General features: G+C 67.5%; 15 protein-coding genes and 1 pseudogene. 8 read left to right on the top strand and 8 right to left on the bottom strand.

Annotated features, from left to right (window positions below):
• The first annotated feature begins 15 nt into the window (after positions 1–15).
• Positions 16–573 (top strand): ribosome recycling factor, encoded by a 558-nt coding sequence (gene frr / locus QN239_RS21745; protein ID WP_090356801.1) that lies wholly within the window; start codon positions 16–18, stop codon positions 571–573.
• Positions 574–1,443, top strand: coding sequence for a phosphatidate cytidylyltransferase (locus QN239_RS21740; protein WP_499013432.1), 870 nt, complete (start codon positions 574–576; stop codon positions 1,441–1,443).
• Here the strand turns inward: QN239_RS21740 and QN239_RS21735 are convergent.
• Complete coding sequence (locus tag QN239_RS21735) at positions 1,354–2,286, bottom strand: DMT family transporter (RefSeq protein ID WP_499016916.1); 933 nt, start codon at positions 2,284–2,286, stop codon at positions 1,354–1,356. The two genes, QN239_RS21740 and QN239_RS21735, sit on opposite strands and share 90 nt — an antisense overlap.
• 165 nt (positions 2,287–2,451) lie before the next feature.
• Between QN239_RS21735 and QN239_RS21730 the strand changes: the two genes are divergently transcribed.
• The 3 genes from QN239_RS21730 (at position 2,452) to QN239_RS21720 (ending at position 6,666) form a co-directional block, all read left to right on the top strand.
• Positions 2,452–3,303, top strand: a complete 852-nt coding sequence (locus tag QN239_RS21730) for a LysR family transcriptional regulator (RefSeq protein ID WP_499013429.1) — start codon at positions 2,452–2,454, stop codon at positions 3,301–3,303.
• A gap of 14 nt (positions 3,304–3,317) precedes the next feature.
• Positions 3,318–4,409 carry a dual-specificity RNA methyltransferase RlmN gene (gene rlmN / locus QN239_RS21725; protein WP_499013427.1) on the top strand — a complete coding sequence of 364 codons (1,092 nt, stop codon included), beginning with the start codon at positions 3,318–3,320 and terminating at the stop codon, positions 4,407–4,409.
• A 73-nt stretch (positions 4,410–4,482) separates the two neighbouring features.
• On the top strand, positions 4,483–6,666 hold the full coding sequence (locus QN239_RS21720) for a molybdopterin-dependent oxidoreductase (RefSeq protein ID WP_499013425.1): 2,184 nt from the start codon (positions 4,483–4,485) through the stop codon (positions 6,664–6,666).
• A gap of 12 nt (positions 6,667–6,678) precedes the next feature.
• Here QN239_RS21720 and QN239_RS21715 read toward each other — a convergent pair whose 3' ends face one another.
• Together QN239_RS21715 and QN239_RS21710 are read right to left on the bottom strand one after the other, a co-directional pair.
• Positions 6,679–7,221 carry a TetR/AcrR family transcriptional regulator gene (locus tag QN239_RS21715; protein ID WP_499013423.1) on the bottom strand — a complete coding sequence of 181 codons (543 nt, stop codon included), beginning with the start codon at positions 7,219–7,221 and terminating at the stop codon, positions 6,679–6,681.
• A 25-nt stretch (positions 7,222–7,246) separates the two neighbouring features.
• On the bottom strand, positions 7,247–8,362 hold the full coding sequence (locus QN239_RS21710) for a phosphotransferase (RefSeq protein ID WP_499013420.1): 1,116 nt from the start codon (positions 8,360–8,362) through the stop codon (positions 7,247–7,249).
• Between the two features lie 43 nt (positions 8,363–8,405).
• Here QN239_RS21710 and QN239_RS21705 point away from each other — a divergent pair.
• Positions 8,406–9,468: pseudogene (locus QN239_RS21705) on the top strand (CaiB/BaiF CoA transferase family protein).
• Here the strand turns inward: QN239_RS21705 and QN239_RS21700 are convergent.
• Together QN239_RS21700 and QN239_RS21695 are read right to left on the bottom strand one after the other, a co-directional pair.
• The gene (locus QN239_RS21700) at positions 9,446–11,620 is read right to left on the bottom strand and encodes a glycoside hydrolase family 3 C-terminal domain-containing protein (RefSeq protein ID WP_499013418.1); all 2,175 of its coding nucleotides are present in this window, start codon (positions 11,618–11,620) and stop codon (positions 9,446–9,448) included. The pseudogene QN239_RS21705 and the gene QN239_RS21700 sit on opposite strands and share 23 nt — an antisense overlap.
• Positions 11,621–11,629: 9 nt before the next feature.
• Positions 11,630–12,175 carry a TetR/AcrR family transcriptional regulator gene (locus QN239_RS21695; protein WP_499013415.1) on the bottom strand — a complete coding sequence of 182 codons (546 nt, stop codon included), beginning with the start codon at positions 12,173–12,175 and terminating at the stop codon, positions 11,630–11,632.
• Between the two features lie 87 nt (positions 12,176–12,262).
• Here QN239_RS21695 and QN239_RS21690 point away from each other — a divergent pair, with 87 nt between their 5' ends.
• The gene (locus QN239_RS21690; RefSeq protein ID WP_499013413.1) at positions 12,263–13,519 is read left to right on the top strand and encodes a cytochrome P450; all 1,257 of its coding nucleotides are present in this window, start codon (positions 12,263–12,265) and stop codon (positions 13,517–13,519) included.
• Positions 13,520–13,529: 10 nt separating this feature from the next.
• On the opposite strand, the gene QN239_RS21685 is transcribed toward QN239_RS21690, so the two are convergent.
• On the bottom strand, positions 13,530–14,228 hold the full coding sequence (locus QN239_RS21685; RefSeq protein ID WP_090356781.1) for an NIPSNAP family protein: 699 nt from the start codon (positions 14,226–14,228) through the stop codon (positions 13,530–13,532).
• A gap of 42 nt (positions 14,229–14,270) precedes the next feature.
• Positions 14,271–14,912 (bottom strand): TetR/AcrR family transcriptional regulator, encoded by a 642-nt coding sequence (locus QN239_RS21680; protein ID WP_499013411.1) that lies wholly within the window; start codon positions 14,910–14,912, stop codon positions 14,271–14,273.
• Between the two features lie 86 nt (positions 14,913–14,998).
• Here QN239_RS21680 and QN239_RS21675 point away from each other — a divergent pair, with 86 nt between their 5' ends.
• A complete protein-coding gene (locus QN239_RS21675) occupies positions 14,999–16,930 on the top strand; it encodes a flavin-containing monooxygenase (protein WP_499013408.1) in 1,932 nt (643 codons plus the stop codon).
• 10 nt (positions 16,931–16,940) lie between these two features.
• On the opposite strand, the gene QN239_RS21670 is transcribed toward QN239_RS21675, so the two are convergent.
• On the bottom strand, positions 16,941–17,753 hold the full coding sequence (locus tag QN239_RS21670) for a thioesterase family protein (RefSeq protein ID WP_499013406.1): 813 nt from the start codon (positions 17,751–17,753) through the stop codon (positions 16,941–16,943).
• Between the last annotated feature and the right edge of the window lie 18 nt (positions 17,754–17,771).

Here is a 17,771-nt window from a genome sequence, read left to right as displayed (position 1 = left end):
ACGGGAGATAGTGAAGTGATCGACGAAACCCTCTTCGACGCCGAAGAGAAGATGGAGAAGGCGGTGACGGTGGCGCGCGACGACCTCGCGTCGATCCGTACCGGCCGTGCCAACCCCGGCATGTTCTCCCGGCTGAACATCGACTACTACGGTTCGCCGACGCCGATCACGCAGCTTTCCAGCATCAACGTGCCCGAGGCCCGCCTGGTCGTCATCAAGCCCTATGAGGCCAATCAGCTGCGCGCCATCGAGGACGCCATCCGCAACTCCGATCTGGGCGTCAATCCGTCCAACGACGGCAACGTCATCCGGATCTCCGTCCCGCAGCTCACCGAGGAGCGCCGCCGCGAGCTGGTGAAGCAGGCCAAGTCCAAGGGTGAGGATGCCAAGGTGTCCATCCGCAACATCCGCCGTAAGGCGATGGACGAGCTGGCCCGGATCAAGAAGGACGGCGAGGCCGGCGAGGACGAGGTGGGCCGCGCGGAGAAGGACCTCGACAAGAGCACCGGGCAGTACGTCGCCCAGATCGACGAACTGGTCAAACACAAGGAAGGCGAGTTGCTGGAGGTCTAGATGACCTTTCAGCACCCCAGTCCCGTGGCACAGACCGAGCCACCCAAGAAGACGTCACGCGCCGGCCGCGATCTGCCTGCTGCCATCGCGGTCGGGGTGGTCCTCGGCGCCATGGCCATCGGCACCCTGCTGTTCGCGCCGATCTGGTGGCTGCCGCTGCTCGCCGTCGCGATCGGGATCGCCACCCACGAGGTGATCCGGCGCCTGCGCGAACACGGCTACGCGCTGCCCACCCTGGCGCTGCTCGTCGGCGGTCAGGCCATGATCTGGCTGACCTGGCCGTTCGGCGTGGCGGGTCTCCTGGGCGCCTACGGCGCGACCATCGTCGTCTGCATGGTCTGGCGGCTCGTCGGCCAAGGTCTGGACCAGCAGCCGGTCAACTACCTGCGCGATATCGCTGCCACCGTGCTGCTGGCCACCTGGGTCCCGATGTTCGCCGCGTTCACCGCGCTGCTGATCTTCGCCGACCACGGTGGGGTGCGGGTGTTCACCGTGATCGTGACGGTCGTCTTCGCCGATATCGGCGGCTACGTCGCGGGGGTCCTGTTCGGCAAGCATCTACTGGCGCCGGCGATCAGCCCCAAGAAATCCTGGGAGGGCCTCGGCGGATCGCTGCTATTCGGTATCACCGCCGCGGTGCTGTCGGTCACGTTCCTGTTGGACAAGCCCGCCTGGGTCGGCGTGCCGCTCGGTGTGCTGCTGGTCGTCACCGGCGTGCTCGGTGACCTGGTCGAGTCTCAGGTCAAGCGCGATCTCGGCATCAAGGACATGGGCACGCTGCTACCCGGTCACGGCGGGATCATGGACCGCATCGACGCGATGCTGCCGTCCGCGGTCGTCGGCTGGATCGTGCTCACGCTGCTCGCCTAGTCCCCGCGCGTTCAGCCAGCACGCCACCGCTCCGAGCACCAACCCGACGGCGATCCCGACGGTGACCCGCTCGCCGAGCATCAGCCACGACAGCACCCCGGCGACGGCGGGAATCACACAGAACAGCATCGCCACCGACGACGCACCGTGATGGCTGATGGCCCGCACGTACAGCGAGACGCCGAGGGTGGCGTTGAGCAGCACGACGCCGGCGACCGCGAACACCGCGTGGGTCATGTTGTGCACTTCGATCGGCGTGCTCAGCGCCAGCGCCAGGGCCGGCACGAACGCCACGGCGTTCTGCACCGAGGTGGAAGCGCGGAAGTCGATATGGGCGCAGAACCGCTGCTGATAGACCCCACCTGCGGCCAGGCCGAGCAGAGCCACCATCAGGAGTCCGACCACGGGGTCGACCCCGCCGGTCGCGATGAGGCGGGTCGCGCACGCCGCGAGCACGGCGGCGACGCCGAGCACCAGGGCGATGACGCGCCGTGAGGTCAACCGGTCCCGCAGGAACGCCGCGGCCAGCAGTGCGGTGGCCACCGGGTTCATCGCGATCACCACCGCGCACAGCACAGCCGGGGCGCCGTGCTGGATGGCGATGTAGAGCGCGCAGAACTGCACGGCCTGCATCAGCAGCCCGGCCACCGCGACATGGGCCAGGGTGCGCCCGGTCGGGAACCGCACGCCGGACAACGCCGCCCACGCCCCGAGGATCGTGCCCGCCAGCCCGAACCGGAACGCCAGCACGGCCATCGGGGACAGTGCGTGCACGGCCAGGTTGCCGATCGGGTAGCCCAGCGCATAGAAGAACGTCACGGTCGTCGCGGTACGCAACGGCATCGGGGTCATGAGGTCCATGGTGGGTTGCCGGAGGATGCGCGGTCCAACGAATATCGGCTATCACGATTGATCGTGAATACTGATCGATATCTGGGAATAGCTGCACGATCAACCGTCGAAGGCTCGTTTTTTGATCGTATGCACTGATCGGAGTACCTTGACGGCATGGGTCAGGTGCTGGACATCGCGCCGCTGCGCAGCGTGGTGGCGGTGGCCGACTGTGGTGGGTTTCACCGCGCCGCCGCGGTGTTGCACATGACGCAGTCCGCGGTCAGTCAGCATGTTCGGCGGATCGAGGCCGTCGTCGGCGGCCCGGTGGTCGAACGCTCCGGCCGCGGCGTCGCCTTCACCGAACTGGGACACCGCGTGCTCGGGCACGCCCGGACCATCCTGGCCGCACACGATGCGGCGCTGACCGACCTCGGTGCCGCCGAGGAGCGGGTGCTGCTGATCGGCGCCACCGAACACGGTGCCGATGTCATGCTGCCGGGGCTCACCGCGGCGCTGGGCGAACGGTTACCCGACTGGCGGCTGCGCTTCCGGCTCGATCGCAACGTCATGCTGGCCGACGCCATCGAACACGGCCTCGTCGACCTCGCGGTGATGCTCGACGGATCCGGTCTGGATCCGGCGCATGCCTCCGGAACGCTTGCGCTGAAATGGGTCTCGGGTCGCAGTTTCGCAGCGCCGGCCAACCAGCCGCTGCCGGTCGTGATGTTCTCCGAACCGTGCACCCTGCGCGAACCGACCTTCGCCACGCTGGACCGGATGAAGATCGGCTACCGCATCGCCGCCGAATCCGCCGATCTGTCCGGCCTGTTCGCCGCCGTGCGCTCGGGGCTGGGGGTGGCGCTGCTGCCGATGATCGGCCGGCTGCCCGACGGACTCTGTCTGGCCGAGGGGCTGCCTCCGGCCAGTCGCGCGTCGGTGTTCGTCCGTGGCCGGGCCGGGGTCGACGCGGGCATCCTCGACACCGTCGAACAGACCGTGCGTGACGTTCTCGCCGGACAAGACTGATACTGGAATCGATCATGAAGCAGGAACTGGTTTTCGAAGCCCCCCGCCGCGGTATGCCGCCGCGGCATCTGGCCGATCTCGACGAAGCCGGGCGGGTGGCGGCCGTCACCGAGCTCGGGTTGCCGAAATTCCGGGCCAAACAGCTGGCCCATCAGTACTACGGGCGCCTCATCGCCGATCCGCACCAGATGACCGACCTGCCCGCCGCCGTGCGCGCCTCGGTGGCCGGCGAGCTGTTCCCGACGCTGATCTCGCCGGCTCGCGAGATCCAGTGCGATGCCGGCGAAACCCGCAAGACGCTGTGGCGCGCACTGGACGGCACCACCTTCGAATCGGTGTTGATGCGCTATCCGCAGCGCAACACCGTCTGCATCTCGTCACAGGCCGGCTGCGGTATGGCGTGCCCGTTCTGCGCGACAGGACAGGGCGGGCTCAAACGCAACCTGTCCACTGCGGAGATCCTGGAGCAGGTGCGCGCCGCGTCCTTCGCGATGCGTGAAGAGCATGACGGCCGCCTGTCCAACATCGTCTTCATGGGCATGGGTGAACCGCTGGCCAACTACAACCGGGTGCTGGCTGCCGTGCGCCGGATCATCGCCCCGCCGCCGGACGGCTTCGGGATCAGCGCCCGCTCGGTGACGGTGTCCACTGTCGGGCTGGCACCGGCCATCCGCAAGCTCGCCGACGAGAAACTCGGGGTCACCCTGGCGGTGTCCCTGCACACGCCCGATGACGAACTGCGCGACACCCTGGTCCCGGTGAACAACCGCTGGAGCGTCGACGAAGTCCTCGATGCCGCACGTTATTACGCCGATAGCACCGGCCGTCGGGTGTCCATCGAGTATGCCCTGATCCGCGATGTCAACGACCAACCTTGGCGCGCAGACCTTCTCGGCAAGAAGTTGCACAGCAAGCTGGGGTCGCTGGTGCATGTGAACCTGATCCCGCTGAACCCGACCCCGGGCAGTGAGTGGGATGCCAGTCCCAAGCCGGTCGAGCGCGAGTTCGTCAAACGGGTTCTGGCCAAGGGGGTCTCGTGCACCGTCCGAGACACCCGCGGGCGCGAGATCGCGGCCGCGTGCGGCCAGCTGGCGGCCGAGGGCTGATCAGCCCGGTTCTCGACAAGCCGGTATCGGCCGGCCGCTTTACATGGTCACGTTGAAGTGTCACGATTTGGCGATGTCGCCCAGCCCCGTGACCGACGAGCAGAAGGTCACCTACTGCCGAATCTGCGAGCCGATGTGCGGTCTGATCGCGACCGTCTCGGCCGGCCGGCTGGTTTCACTGCGCCCGGATCAGGATCATCCGCTGTCCAAGGGGCGGGCATGCCCGAAGGGGATCGCCTTCACCGATGTCCAGAACGACCCGGACCGTGTCCTGCATCCGATGCGCCGCCGCGAGGACGGCACCTTCGAACAGGTCGCCTGGGATACCGCGATCGACGATATCGCCGCACGGTTGAGCGCCGTCGTCGCCGAACACGGCGGGGCCTCGGTCGGGCAGTACTTCGGCAACCCCGCCGCATTCGGCTACGCATCCAGCGTGTGGTCGGGCATCTTCATGGCCCGCATCGGATCTCGGCACCTGTACTCGGCGGGGTCCCAGGACATCAACAGCCGCTTCGTGGCCAGCAAGCTGCTCTATGGTGCGGCCAGCCAGCTGCCGTTCCCGGATTTGCCGCGCACCGACTTCCTGCTGATGCTGGGCGCGAATCCGCTTGTCTCGCATGGCAGTGCGGTCCGTGCGCCGCGCATCAAGGACGACTTGGCCGCGATCGTCGGTCGTGGCGGACGGGTGGTGGTGCTCGATCCGCGCCGTACCGAGACCGCCCGGCATTACGAGCACATCGCGGTGCGACCGGATTCGGATGCGTGGCTGTTGCTGTCGATGCTGCATGTGCTGTTCGACGAGGGCGTGCACGCCGATATCGGCCACCAGGCGCGCGGCCTTGAGACGCTGCGGTCGCTGTGCGCGCCCTTCCCGCCCGAGCAGACGGCGGCACGCACCGGCGTGGACGCGGCCATGGTGCGCACCCTGGCCCGTGATTTCGCCGCGGCGCCCAGCGCCACCGCCTACGGCCGCACCGGAGCCTGCCTCGGCAGGCACGGCACCCTGGTCAGCTTCCTGCTGGATGCCCTCACCGCGGTGACGGGGAACCTGGACCGGCCCGGCGGCACGTTGATGTCGCACTCGGTGATCCCGCTGGAGGAGATGGGGGAGCGGGTCGACAGCTTCAGCTACGGCAAGACCCGTTCGCGGATCGGTGGCTTTCCCGACGTCCTCGGCACCTTCCCGGCCGCACTCATGGCCGACGAGATCACCACCGGGGGCGAAGGACAGCTGCGGGCGCTCTTCGTCGTCGCCGGCAATCCGGTGCTGTCGGTGCCCAACAGCGCGGCCCTGGAATCTGCGCTGCGCCGTCTCGACCTGTTCGTCTCGTTCGACCTCTACATCAACGAGACGAACCGGTTGGCGGACTACGTATTACCTGCCACCACCATGCTGGAGCGCGACGACCTGCCGATCGCGTTCGCGGCCTGCTCGCCGACACTGTTCGTCCAGTCGTGCGAACCCGTGCTGGAACCCTACGGGGAGGCCAGGCCGGAATGGGAGGTGTACTCCGAGATCGCCCGCCGGATGGGTATGGCGTTGTTCGCCACCGGCCCGCTGTTGCGGTTCAACCGAGTACTGGCCTGGCTGGACCGGAGCGGTATCGGGCGGATGACGCCACGCCGGCTGATGGGGCTGCTGCTGCGCACCGGCCCGCACGGCGACCTGTTCGGACTGCGGCGCCGGGGACTGAATCTCACACGACTCGGCGAACACCCGCACGGTATCGTGCTGGCGCAGCACGCCCCGACCGGAATCCTGGCCGATGTGGTGCGCCATGCCGACGGCAAGGTACACCTGGACCCACCGCAGATCGCCGCGGAGATCGCCCGGCTGGGTCGCAACCATCCCGCCGATCCACGGTTTCCGTTGCTGGCCATCGGTATTCGTGAGATGCGATCGCAGAACTCGTGGATGCACAACAGTCCCACCCTGATGAAGGGGGACCGTCGGCACAACACCCGGATCCATCCCGCCGATGCCGCGGCCGCCGGCCTCGTCGACGGGGGCCGGGTACGGATCGTCTCCGAGCACGGGAAGATCGAGACGGGCGTGCTGGTCACCGACGAGATGGTGGCCGGCGCCGTCGCGATCCCGCAGGGCTGGGGACATCGGGGTGGGGGCTGGCACCTGGCCAACGCGGTGCCGGGCGCCAACGTCAACGAACTGACCTCCAACCGGCCCGAAGATCTGGAGGCGCTGGCCGGGATGGCCGTGCTCAACGGGGTCGCGGTGCGGTTGGAGAGCGTGTAGCGCGCGCTGGTCCTAGTCGGACTGGCGGATACCCACCGCGTGTCGCAGCTGGGCCAGGAACTGACCGTCGTCATCGCTGCGCACGATGTAGTGGGAGATCGCCACCCGGATGGCGGTGGCGGCGCGCACCGGCCCGTTCGGGCCGGGGATCAGTTTGAGCAGTCGGGCGCGCATCAGCGGGATGATGTGGGACAGCTGCCCGATCACCACCTCGGGTTCGATGTCCACCACCCGCACCCCCGAATAGGACTGCTGGTATTCCACGATGAATCGTAGTGCGGCATCGAGCTTTTCATTGCCGCGCAGACCCGAGGTGACCCGGCTCATACCGGTGTCGAACATCTCGCGCTCGTACTGGCCGAACGCGGCGAGCAACTCTTCCTTGGAGGCGAACCACCGGTACAGCGTGGGCCGGGAGACACCGGCCTGAAGCGCCACCTCGGACAGGCTGAGCTTGGTCTGTCCGCTGCGCCCGAGTACCTCTGCCGTGGCCACCAGAATCCGCCGTCGCGTCGAGGTGTCCTCACTCGCATCGGTGGTCAATGGCTTGTTCACATCCCTGATGGTAGTTGCTGGTGCATTACAAATTCGCCTGCAGTGTCTTGACCGTGTCGAGATCGTCGAGTGCCGCGACCGCACGGCCCAGGCCTTCGAACGCGATCGTCTCGTCCTGCATGCCACCCATCCCGGCCGTGATGAGGGTGGCGACATAGGCGTACAGCGCGGCCTGGCGGTACCGGTCCCACAACTCGTCGCCGTCGAGTTCGGGACCGCCACCCGCGGCCAGGGCGCGCCGGTACACATCGAGCAACTCGCGTTGATGGTCCACCCGGTCGGTCGACGTCATGCTGGTGATCAACGTGTAGGACAGCTCCCGCGAGGGATGCCCGCGGCGCACCGCCTGCCAGTCGAGCAGACCAGCTTTTCCGTTGCGGAAGTACACGTTTCCGGGGTGTGCGTCCCCGTGCATGACGGTGTGCGGGGCCGCGTCGATGAGCGCCGCGACGGCGCGGTAGTGGTCATTGATGAAGCGGCCGTTGTCCACGGCGATGGTGGTCCGGCCGGCCAGCCGGCGAACCGAGGTGCGGGCCAATGACCCGGTCAGCAGGGCGGTGGCGTCACCGGAGGCGGAGTACGTCCACGAGGGCACTCGCTCCCAGAAGGTGGCGTGGACGCGGGCCAGCAGTTCGACGATGAGTGCCGCCTGGTCGACGGACAACGGATGCAGGGTGTCGGGGAACTCACACCGGTCGACCGTCAGATCCTCGAGCACCAGCACGAAGCGTCCGGTGAGGGCATCGAAGATCCCGCCGTGACTCACGGGCACCTCGGGCAGACGGGGGGCGAGGTCGCGATAGAAGCGCACCTCGGTGTCGGCCAGCCTGCCGAGCTCGCCCATCAGCCGGGTCGCGGCGGTCTCGGCCGGCATCTTCACGAACACCGAGGCGGGCACACCGGCGCCGGTGAGCGCCAGCCTCGCACGCGACGAGGTGCCGGCGTCACCGCCGATCACCGCCACCGACTCCACCTCGCGGCCCAGCAGACCGGACAGGAACGCGGCGTCCAGATCACCGATCCGGCGCGGGACTGTCCGCATCCGCCCGATGGCGGCGTCGGTTGCGATACGTTGCACACCGCGGCCGAGATGAGCGGTCAGGCCGAGGACGGGTGTGACGCGCCGGCGCAGCGAGGGCATCCGTCGATGTTTACAAATGTGCGTTTCCTTGTAAAGGGGTGTCATGGACGGGCCGATGGACGGATTCACCGTGGTCGAACACGGTGTCTGGGTGGCCGCACCCGCGACCGGTACCATCCTGGCGGACTGGGGCGCCGACGTCATCAAGATCGAACCCCCGGCCGGCGACCCGGCCCGCACCTTCGCCGCGATGATGGGCCTCGACGGTGAGGTGAACCCACCCTTCGAGATGGACAACCGCTCCAAGCGCAGCATCGTGTTGGACCTCGGCACGCCCGCGGGGCGTGACACTGTCGTCGAGTTGCTCAGCACCGCAGATGTTTTCGTGACCAATCTGCGTCCAGCGGCCCTGCACCGGCTCGGCCTGGACCACGAGTCGGTGGCCGCGATCAACCCGCGGCTGGTGTACGGACTGATCACCGGATACGGCACCGAAGGCCCCGACGCGGATCGCGCCGCCTATGACGCTGGCGGCCGCGGTGTGCGCGGCGCTGCTGGCCCGGACGCGGACCGGCGCCGGGCAACTGGTGACCACCTCGTTGTACCGCCAAGGTGCCTACACCGTGTCGTTCGATCTCAACACCCTGCTGCTGACCGGGCAGCAGGTGGCGATCGGCGAGCGCGAGTCGATGGCCAATCCGTGTATGAACAACTACGCCGCCGGGGACGGCAGGCGGTTCTGGATCGTCGGTCTGCAGGGGGAGCGGCACTGGCCGGCGCTGTGCCGCGCGGTCGACCGCACCGACTGGCTGACCGATCCGAAGTACGCCAAGCCCCGGGACAGGTTCGTGCATGCGCGCGAATTGATCGCCTGCCTGGACGAGATCTTCGCGATGCGACCGCTGGCCGACTGGGCGACGGTATTCGACGGGGAACGGGACTTCTTCTGGTCGCCGATCAACTCGCTCGACGATGTCGTCGCCGACGAGCAGTTCCACGCCGCCGGGGGAATCGTCTATGTGCCCGAAGGGGATTCGTCCATCCCGATGGTCGCCACCCCGGCCGACTTCTCCGCCACGCCGTGGGCGCCCCGGACCGTGGCCCCCAAGCTGGGGCAGCACACCGACGAGATCCTGGCTGAGCTCAGGGCGCGCGCCGATCGTTGATCTCGACCAGTAACGCGGCCAGCCGGTCCCGGGTCAGCCGGCCACCGCTGAAGCCGACGAGCCGGTTCAGCGGGGTGGACGCGATGATCGCGAGAAGTTCGGGGCTCATCGCGAGGCCGGTTGCTGCGCCCGGCAACTCGGCCATCGTCGCCGCGATCAACGCTGCGGCCGAGGGGTCTGCCCACAGCTCACCGAGGGTCGACTCGGCGGTGAACGGCACGGGTTGCTCGTCACCGGCCAGTGTCACCGTGGCGTGCAAGCGTAGATCGCGGCTGGACGCCCCGGTCCACAGCGTGTAATCGCCCGCCTCGACGGTCCAGCGATCGGCCCAGTACGCGAGGTCATGCCGGGATATCGCTATCTCGACCACACGGTCTTCGCCGGGATCCAACGTCACCGACCCGAATCCCACCAGCCAGCGCGGGGCACGGCTCACCCGGGATGCGCTCATGCCCGCATAGACCTGCACCACCTCGCGGCCACGCCGGGTGCCCGTGTTGGCGACGGTGACGGCCACGGCCAGTCCGTCGCCGTGTTCGGTGATCTCCATACCGCGGTAGCCGAATGTGGTGTAGGACAGGCCGTGTCCGAACGGATACGTGACGGGCAGCTCGCGCGCGTCATACCAGCGATAGCCGACGAAGATCCGTTCGGCGTAGTAGGTGTGACCCCGTTCGGACGGAAAGTTCAGAAATGCCGGCGTGTCCTGCAGTCGCACGGGCACCGTCTCGGCGAGCCGTCCGGACGGATTCACCACGCCGAACAGCACATCGGCGATGGCACCGCCACCGGCCTGCCCGAGCAGGGCACCGTCGAGGACGGCCGGAGCCAGCGCACTCACCTCATCGAGGCGCACCACCCCGCCGTGGGACAACACCACCACCGTCCGCGGCTGTACCCGCAACACCGCACGGAGCAGGGCGATCTGCTCTGCCGGCAGATCGATATGCGGGCGGTCGAAGCCCTCGGATTCGTCCTCGGCGCTCAGGCCAAGGAACACCACGGCCGCATCGGCGGCCGCGGCGTGAGTCGCGTCATCCGAATACGTCACCTCGTGATCCCCTGCGAGCCTGCGGATCTCGTCCAGTGCAATGTCCAGGCGCGTCGGATTCACCCGCGAGCTACCGCCACCCTGAAAGCGGGGTTGCTCGGCAAGGCGGCCGATCACCGCGATCCGCGACGGCGCCAGCGGGAGCAGGTCGGCGTCGTTCTTGAGCAGCACGATGGAGCGGCCCGCGGCCTCGCGGGCCAGGGCGTGATGCACCTCGATATCGAACGACGTTGGGGTGGAGGTCTGTTCATGTGTCCTCCCGGCCAGGCGGGCGACCCGCTCGGCGGCCCGGGTGACCACGCCGGCCGCGAGCCTGCCCTGCTCGACCGCCTCGACGACATCGCGGTCCGACGCGCCACCGGTCGCCGGCATCTCCAGATCCAGCCCGGCGGCGACCGCCGCGACCCGGTCGGCCACCGCGCCCCAATCGCTGACCACCACCCCGTCGAAACCCCACTCGTCACGCAGCACGTCGGTGAGCAGCCAGGTGTTCTCCGCCGCGTACACACCGTTGATGCGGTTGTAGGAACACATCAGCGACCACGGTCGGGCCTGGCGCACCACGAACTCGAAGGCCCGCAGATAGATCTCCCGGAGGGTGCGCTCGTCGATATCGGAACTCGCTCGCATCCGGTCGAATTCGGCATTGTTGGCCGCGAAATGCTTCACCGACGCGGCCACGCCGCGGCTTTGCACACCGCGCACCCAGGCCGCTCCGAGCACCCCGGACAGCAGAGGATCCTCGGAGAAGTACTCGAAGTTGCGCCCGCACCGCGGATCTCGCTTGATATTGATGCCGGGGCCCAGCAGCACATGCACTCCCAGCACCCTGCACTCCTCGCCCAGGGCCACCCCGATCCGCTCGACCAATTCCGGATCCCAGGCCTGGCTCAGGCCCACCGCGGGTGGGAAACACGTCGCAGGCGCGCTCTCGCCGAGGCCCAGATGATCGGAGCCGCCGCCGAACTGCCTGCGCACGCCGTGCGGACCGTCGGTGAGCACCATGGCGGGGACCGGTCCGACCGCCTTGGTGGCCCAGAACGTGGCGCCGCTGCCGAGCGCGGCTGCCTGTGACACATCGAGTCCACCGAGATCGGCCATGGCGTCAGGCTACCGACGCGAACTGTGCGTCCTGGCCCTCGTGGCGTGTTGCAGCTGGGCCAGGAAGTCATCGCCGTCATCGCTGCGCACCAGGTAGTGCGACACGGCGACCCGGACCGCGGTGGCGGCCGCGACCGCCGCCTCGGGGCCGTCGGTGAGCCGTTCCAGGCGTTCGCGCATCAACGGGATGAACTGCGCCAGCCGGGCAATGACCTGTTCCGGTTCGATATCCACCATCCGCAGGCCCGGGTAGGACTGCTGGTATTCGACGATGACCGCAAGCGCGGCGTCGAGTCGTTCGGCGGCGGGCAGCCGCGCCACGACGGCCGCGACGGCTCGCTCATAGTGTCTGCGCTCCCAGACGACGAACGCGTCCAACAATTCCTGTTTGGACGCGAACCAGCGATACAGCGTCGGACGCGACACGCCGGCCTGGGCTGCGACCTCGGACAGGCTGAGCTTGGTCATGCCGTAGTTGCCCAGGACTTCGGCGGTCGCGGCCAGGATGCGTTCGCGCGTGCTGTTCGCGTCCGCGGCGAGCACTGGTTCGGCCATCCCCACAGCTTTACAAACTATCGCACAACTGTCACGCTCAATCTGTCGCGACATCGCCGTCGCAAGCCCTGTAGGAGGGAACGCCCCGTGACCGTCGCCAGCACGCCGCAGGCACGCGAATACAGCCCGTTCGACATCACGTCGCACGATTTCTGGAGTCAGCCGTTCGCCTTGCGGGAGGACACATTCGCCCGGCTGCGAGCGGCGGACGGAGTCTCCTGGCACCAGCCGATGCCCACCCTCTTCGATGTCGAGGAGCCCGGCTTCTGGGCGCTGACCCGCCGTGCCGACATCCAATTCGCCAGCCAGCACCCCGAGCTGTTCACCTCGGAGCGCGGGGTGGCGCTGGATCCGATGCCTGCCGAGGTGCAGAAGTTCGCCACCTTCTTCCTGACGATGGATCCGCCCACGCACACGGTGTATCGCAAACTGATCAGCGCGGCGTTCACCCCGCGCCACGTCCGCGAGATCGACGAACAGATACACCGTGACGCGGTCGCGGTGGTCGATGACCTGATCGGGGCGGGTGATGTCGACTTCGTAGAGGCCTGTTCGGCGCGGCTGCCGATGGTGACCATCTCCTCGATGCTGGGGGTGCCCAAGGCCGACCAGCCCGCCCTGGCCAAGGCCGCCGAGAAGTTGTTCAGCATCAGTGACGACGAATTCTCCACGCTCGAAGAACGCGCCATGGCGACCATCAACGAGATCATGTTGATCTCCAATACGGGCATCGAGTTGGCCAAGTTCCGCCGCGCGAACCCCGGCGATGACCTGATGACCAGCATCGTCAACGCCGAGGTGGACGGTCATCGGCTGACCGATGAGGAGATCGGTGCCTTCCTGATCCTGCTCGCGTCAGCCGGTAACGACACCACCAAACAGACCACCACGCACGCCATGATGGCGCTGGCGGCCAACCCGGAGCAGCGGGACTGGTTGATGGCCGACTTCGACGCCCGGATCGGCACTGCCGTCGAGGAATTCGTGCGCTGGTCGACACCGGTGCTGCAGTTCGCCCGCTTCGCCACCGAGGATGTCGAGATCGCCGGGCAGACGATCAGCGCCGGGGACAAGGTGGGACTGTTCTACTGCTCGGCCAACCGCGACGAGTCGGTGTTCGACGCGGCGGGCCGGTTCGACCTGAGCCGCTCACCCAACCCGCACGTCGGCTTCGGCGCCGGCGGCCCCCACTTCTGTCTGGGCAATCAACTGGCGAAGACCGAACTGCGGAATCTGTTCCGCGAGTTGCTCACCCGGCTCACGACCATCGAGTTCGGCGAGCCGGACCTGCTGTACAGCTCGTTCGTGCACGGCATCAAGCGCGTGCCGGCGCACATCCGGTGACGGGGATGCGCTAAGGCAACGGATGCGCGGGCAGGGCCGACAAGATCGAATCCTCCCAGCCGTCGCGGAGCGCGGGCGCCACGCTCATCCAGGTGACGATCTCCGCGGGCGGGGCGTCCTTCCAGGACGGGTAGTGGTTCTCGAAACAGGCCCAATCCCCGTCCAGCGCCCAATAGTGGATGACCTCGTTGAAGCGGAACGTCGTGATGAACGACCCCAGCCAGCGCTTGCCGGTGGACTCCGACCACGGCACGTACAGCCGTTCCAGTTCGCGGATGTAGTCATCCTGACGGCCGGGTTTGGTCTGCATGATCTCCTGGATCACCAGGCCCGCACCGAAATTCGCCGCTTTGAGCTGGCTCAGCGTCTTGTTGTACTTGCCGGCGTACATGATCCTGCCCTCGCCGTGGGCCCCGGCCTCGGCCAGGTACTCCGACCACTGGCCGGCGGCCTTGGCGTGGCTGCCGCCGCGCGCCTGCGCGCGCCCGATCCTGGCGTAGTCGGCGAAGGCGTCGATCTCCCAGATCACGGTGACCTGGGGCCAGTGCCCGTTGTAGGGGGTGCTCTCCCAGAGGGCGAACAGCCGTGCCCCGAGTTGTTCCATCATCGGCTGGTAGACCTCGGCGAAGACGTCGCAGAACCGGTCACTGCGGCCCAGGGAAATCGTCTCGTGCAGATACAGCAGGGTGTGGCCGTAGTACTTCTTCATGCTCATGGTGGCGCGGCTCCTGTCTCACTCGTCGACGGCTGGTCAGCCTCGCGGACCGAAATCCGGTAGGGTGTAACCCGATTCGGTGGCGAGCACCGTCGCGATCGCTCCGTAGGCCAGCTCGGCCGCGGTCTGCCAGTCCCGGTCGGCGTCGACCATGAGGGCGGCAGTGAAGTGCGGGCTCAGATGTGCGGTCACCGTGGTGTTCAGCGCCGGCGGCGGGTCGGCCGCGCTGCCGGTGGCCTGCCAGAGCGTGCGCGTGATGGCTGTCATGGCGCCACGGAACTCCCTGCGCCGCAGGCGTTCCGCGGCGGCCAGGTCGGGCGGGAGGTCGCGGCGTGAGGCCAGCTCGAAGAAGCCGGGACCGATGGTCGCGTTCATGTGGTGCGCCGTCTCGCAGGTGGCCCGCAGCCAGGTGCCCGGATCGCCGAAAGGATACCCATATTCGGGCAGTTGGCGAACGTAGCCGCTCATACCCGCTTCGAACGCGGCGCCGACCAGCTTCTCGCGGGTGTCGAACAGGCGGAAGAGCGTCCGCCGGCTCACTCCGGTGGCCGCGGCCAGCTGATCCATCGTGACGTCGAGACCGTCGTGCAGGACCAGTCGTCGTGCCAGCGCCAGGATGTGGTCGACGGTGGCTTGGCGTTTCGCCTCGGCCACCGTGACGGGAACGGGTTTCGGCACAGGGGAGAGTCTAGCGCCGAAATCGCGCTATTGACACTCATGAGTGCCATGAAGAACACTTCTGGGTGTCAAGACAGGGAGAGTTCATGGGCGGTAGGCATCTGGTCACCGAGTCGATCGTCGGTATCGATGACGCGACGATCGCCGCGGCACTCGACCACCTCTCGGTGCCCGCCCTGATGGCCTCGGTCGTGCAGATCACCGGCGATCCGGATTTCGTCCGCGGACCGATCCGCCCGGTGCAGTTCGTCCAGAACGAGTTTCAGGGCATGCTCCCGGAGGGCGACAGGCAACAGCTGCGGCGCCAGGCGCTCACGGCGATCTGCGCGTGGCGTGATGCGGGTTGCCCGTCGGCACCGCCGATGGGCGACCGCCTGATCCGCGAGGTGATGGACTGGATCGCCTGCGAGCCGGTGCCCGAGGACAACGCCGCGCTCTACATGGAGGAGATGGACCTTCGCGGCCATAATCCCCGTGCCATCGCCGGGCCGGGCGCTCTGGCACCGCCACCCGGCTTCTCGGTGCTCGTCATCGGTTTCGGAGCGTCCGGGCTGCTCGCCGCCATCCGGCTGAAAGAGGCCGGTATCCCGTTCGAGATCGTCGACAAGAACCTCGATGTCGGCGGCACGTGGTTCGAGAACACCTATCCCGGTTGCCGGGTCGATGTGGCCAGTCACTATTACTCGTACTCCTTCGAACACGTCGGGGATTTCACGGCTTACTACACGCGCCAGCCGGAACTCCACGCGTACTTCCGAAAAGTCATGGCGGAACACGAGATCGAGTCGCATGTGCACTGGGGACTGGAGGCCGAGCGCGCCCAGTGGGATGACGACACCGCCCGGTGGTCGGTGACGCTGCGCCACCGCGACGGACGGACCGAGGTGCGCACCGCGTCGGCGGTCATCTCCGGTGTCGGATTCCTGAACCGGCCGTTGATCCCCGATCTCCCCGGCTTGAAGACCTTCGGCGGGCCGGTCTTCCATTCGGCCCAGTGGGATCACGCGGTGGACCTGAGCGGTAAGCGGGTGGCCCTCATCGGGGCCGGGGCCAGCGGTTTCCAGATCGGGCCGGCCATCGTCGACGATGTCGACCACCTGGCGGTCTTCCAGCGCACCCCTCAGTGGATGGCGCCCAACCCGCGCTATCACGCCGAAGTCGGTGCCGGCGAACGGTGGGCGATGCGCCATCTGCCGGGTTACTCGCGCTGGTATCGGTTCATGTTGATGTGGCAGTCCAGCGACAGATTGTTGGAATTGGTGCGCGCCGACCCGGATTGGCCGGACTTTCCGCACACCGCCAATGCGGCCAGTGCGGCTCGACGCGAGATCTTCGCCACCTGGATCGACGATCAGGTCGGCGACCTTCCGGAGCTGGCGCGCAAGGTCACCCCGGACTACCCGCCGATGGCCAAACGGATGCTGCAGGACAACGGCAGTTGGCTGCGCTGCCTGCGGCGAGACCATGTCGATCTGGTGAACGACCCGATCACCGGCATCGACCGAACTTCGATACATACCGCGACAAGCCGGCACGACGTGGATGTCATCGTGCTGGCGACGGGCTTCCGTGCCTCCGAGGTGTTGTGTCCGATGGAGGTCATCGGACGCGGCGGGATGCCCCTCTCGTCGGTCTGGAACGGCAAACCCGGTGCGTTCAACGGGATCTCGGTGCCCGGCTTCCCGAACTTCTTCATGATGGCCGGGCCGGGTACCGGACTGGCCCATGCGGGCAGCGTCATCTTCATGCTCGAATGCCAGATGCGCTATATCGGGGCGGCACTGCGGATGACGGTGGAGGCGGGCAAGCAGACGATCGAACCGACCGAGGCCGCGTATGCGCGCTACCACGGTGAGCTCCAGACCGAGGTGGCCACGTTGATGTGGGGGCACCCGTCGATCGAGCACTCCTGGTACAAGTCGCCCGACGGGGGTGTGTACGTGCTGAACCCGTTCGGCTGCGTGGACTACTGGAAACGCACGCGATCGGTGTCACCGGCAGACCACGTGCTGCGCTGACCGCGCGGGGTCAGCGATTCTGCCTGCGCCGCACCAGGACCGACTGCTGAATCGCGCCGACGGCGCCGTGCTCGTCGAACAAGGTCCCCCGGGTGGTCCCGATCCCATCCGGTCCGTAATCGGTCTCGGCGCGGATCCCGATCCACTCACCGTCGGGTATCCGGTGGATGTGCACGGCAAGGTCGGTGTTGAGGAAGGTGAACGCGCGGATATCGATCTTGGCGCCGATCCCGTTGGCATCGTCGGCCACCGTGAACAACCGCTGCAACGGCGTGAGCGCCTCACCCTTGACCAGGTCCACCGTCGGGGACAGCCAGGACTCTCCCGGTCCGTCACCGAAAGGCATTGTCAGCCAGCGCCAGTCGATACTGTGCAGGTAGTTCGGATCCCAGTGCTCGGCCATATCGCGGCTGCGGGCCTGCGACAGCGGGCGCAGTGGGGCCTCGGCGGCATGCACCACATCGGCGGAGTCCTGTTGCTGAAATCGCCATCCGCTGGCCCGCGCCACCGGGCGAACCGCGCCGTCCGGACCCGGTGCAAGCATCTCGGCGGTGATGAGCTCGATCTGCCTGCCGGCTCGCTCGCGGGCTGCGCGGACCCAGAAGTCACCCGTGGCCGGCACCGGTCCGAGCAGGTCCACCAGTACCCGGCTCAGCCGGGTGTCCTCGCGCTGCTCGCACCGCTCGAGCGCGCGGACCAGCAGGGCCGACGGCGGGGCGCCGTGCTGGATGTCCGCCGACCAGGTGCTGCGCACCATGTCGGTGGCCCGGAATCGCTCGCCGGTGGCGTCGACGTCGATCAGTTCGTAATAGCAGTCCGACATGGCTCCCTTTCAGGTTCT

The sequence above is a fragment of the Mycolicibacterium sp. Y3 genome, from assembly GCF_051188035.1.
GTDB classification, from domain to species: Bacteria; Actinomycetota; Actinomycetes; order Mycobacteriales; family Mycobacteriaceae; genus Mycobacterium; species Mycobacterium fluoranthenivorans.
The sequence above is the reverse complement of the archived record's forward strand: the minus strand, read 5'-3'. Positions and strand labels throughout refer to the sequence as shown.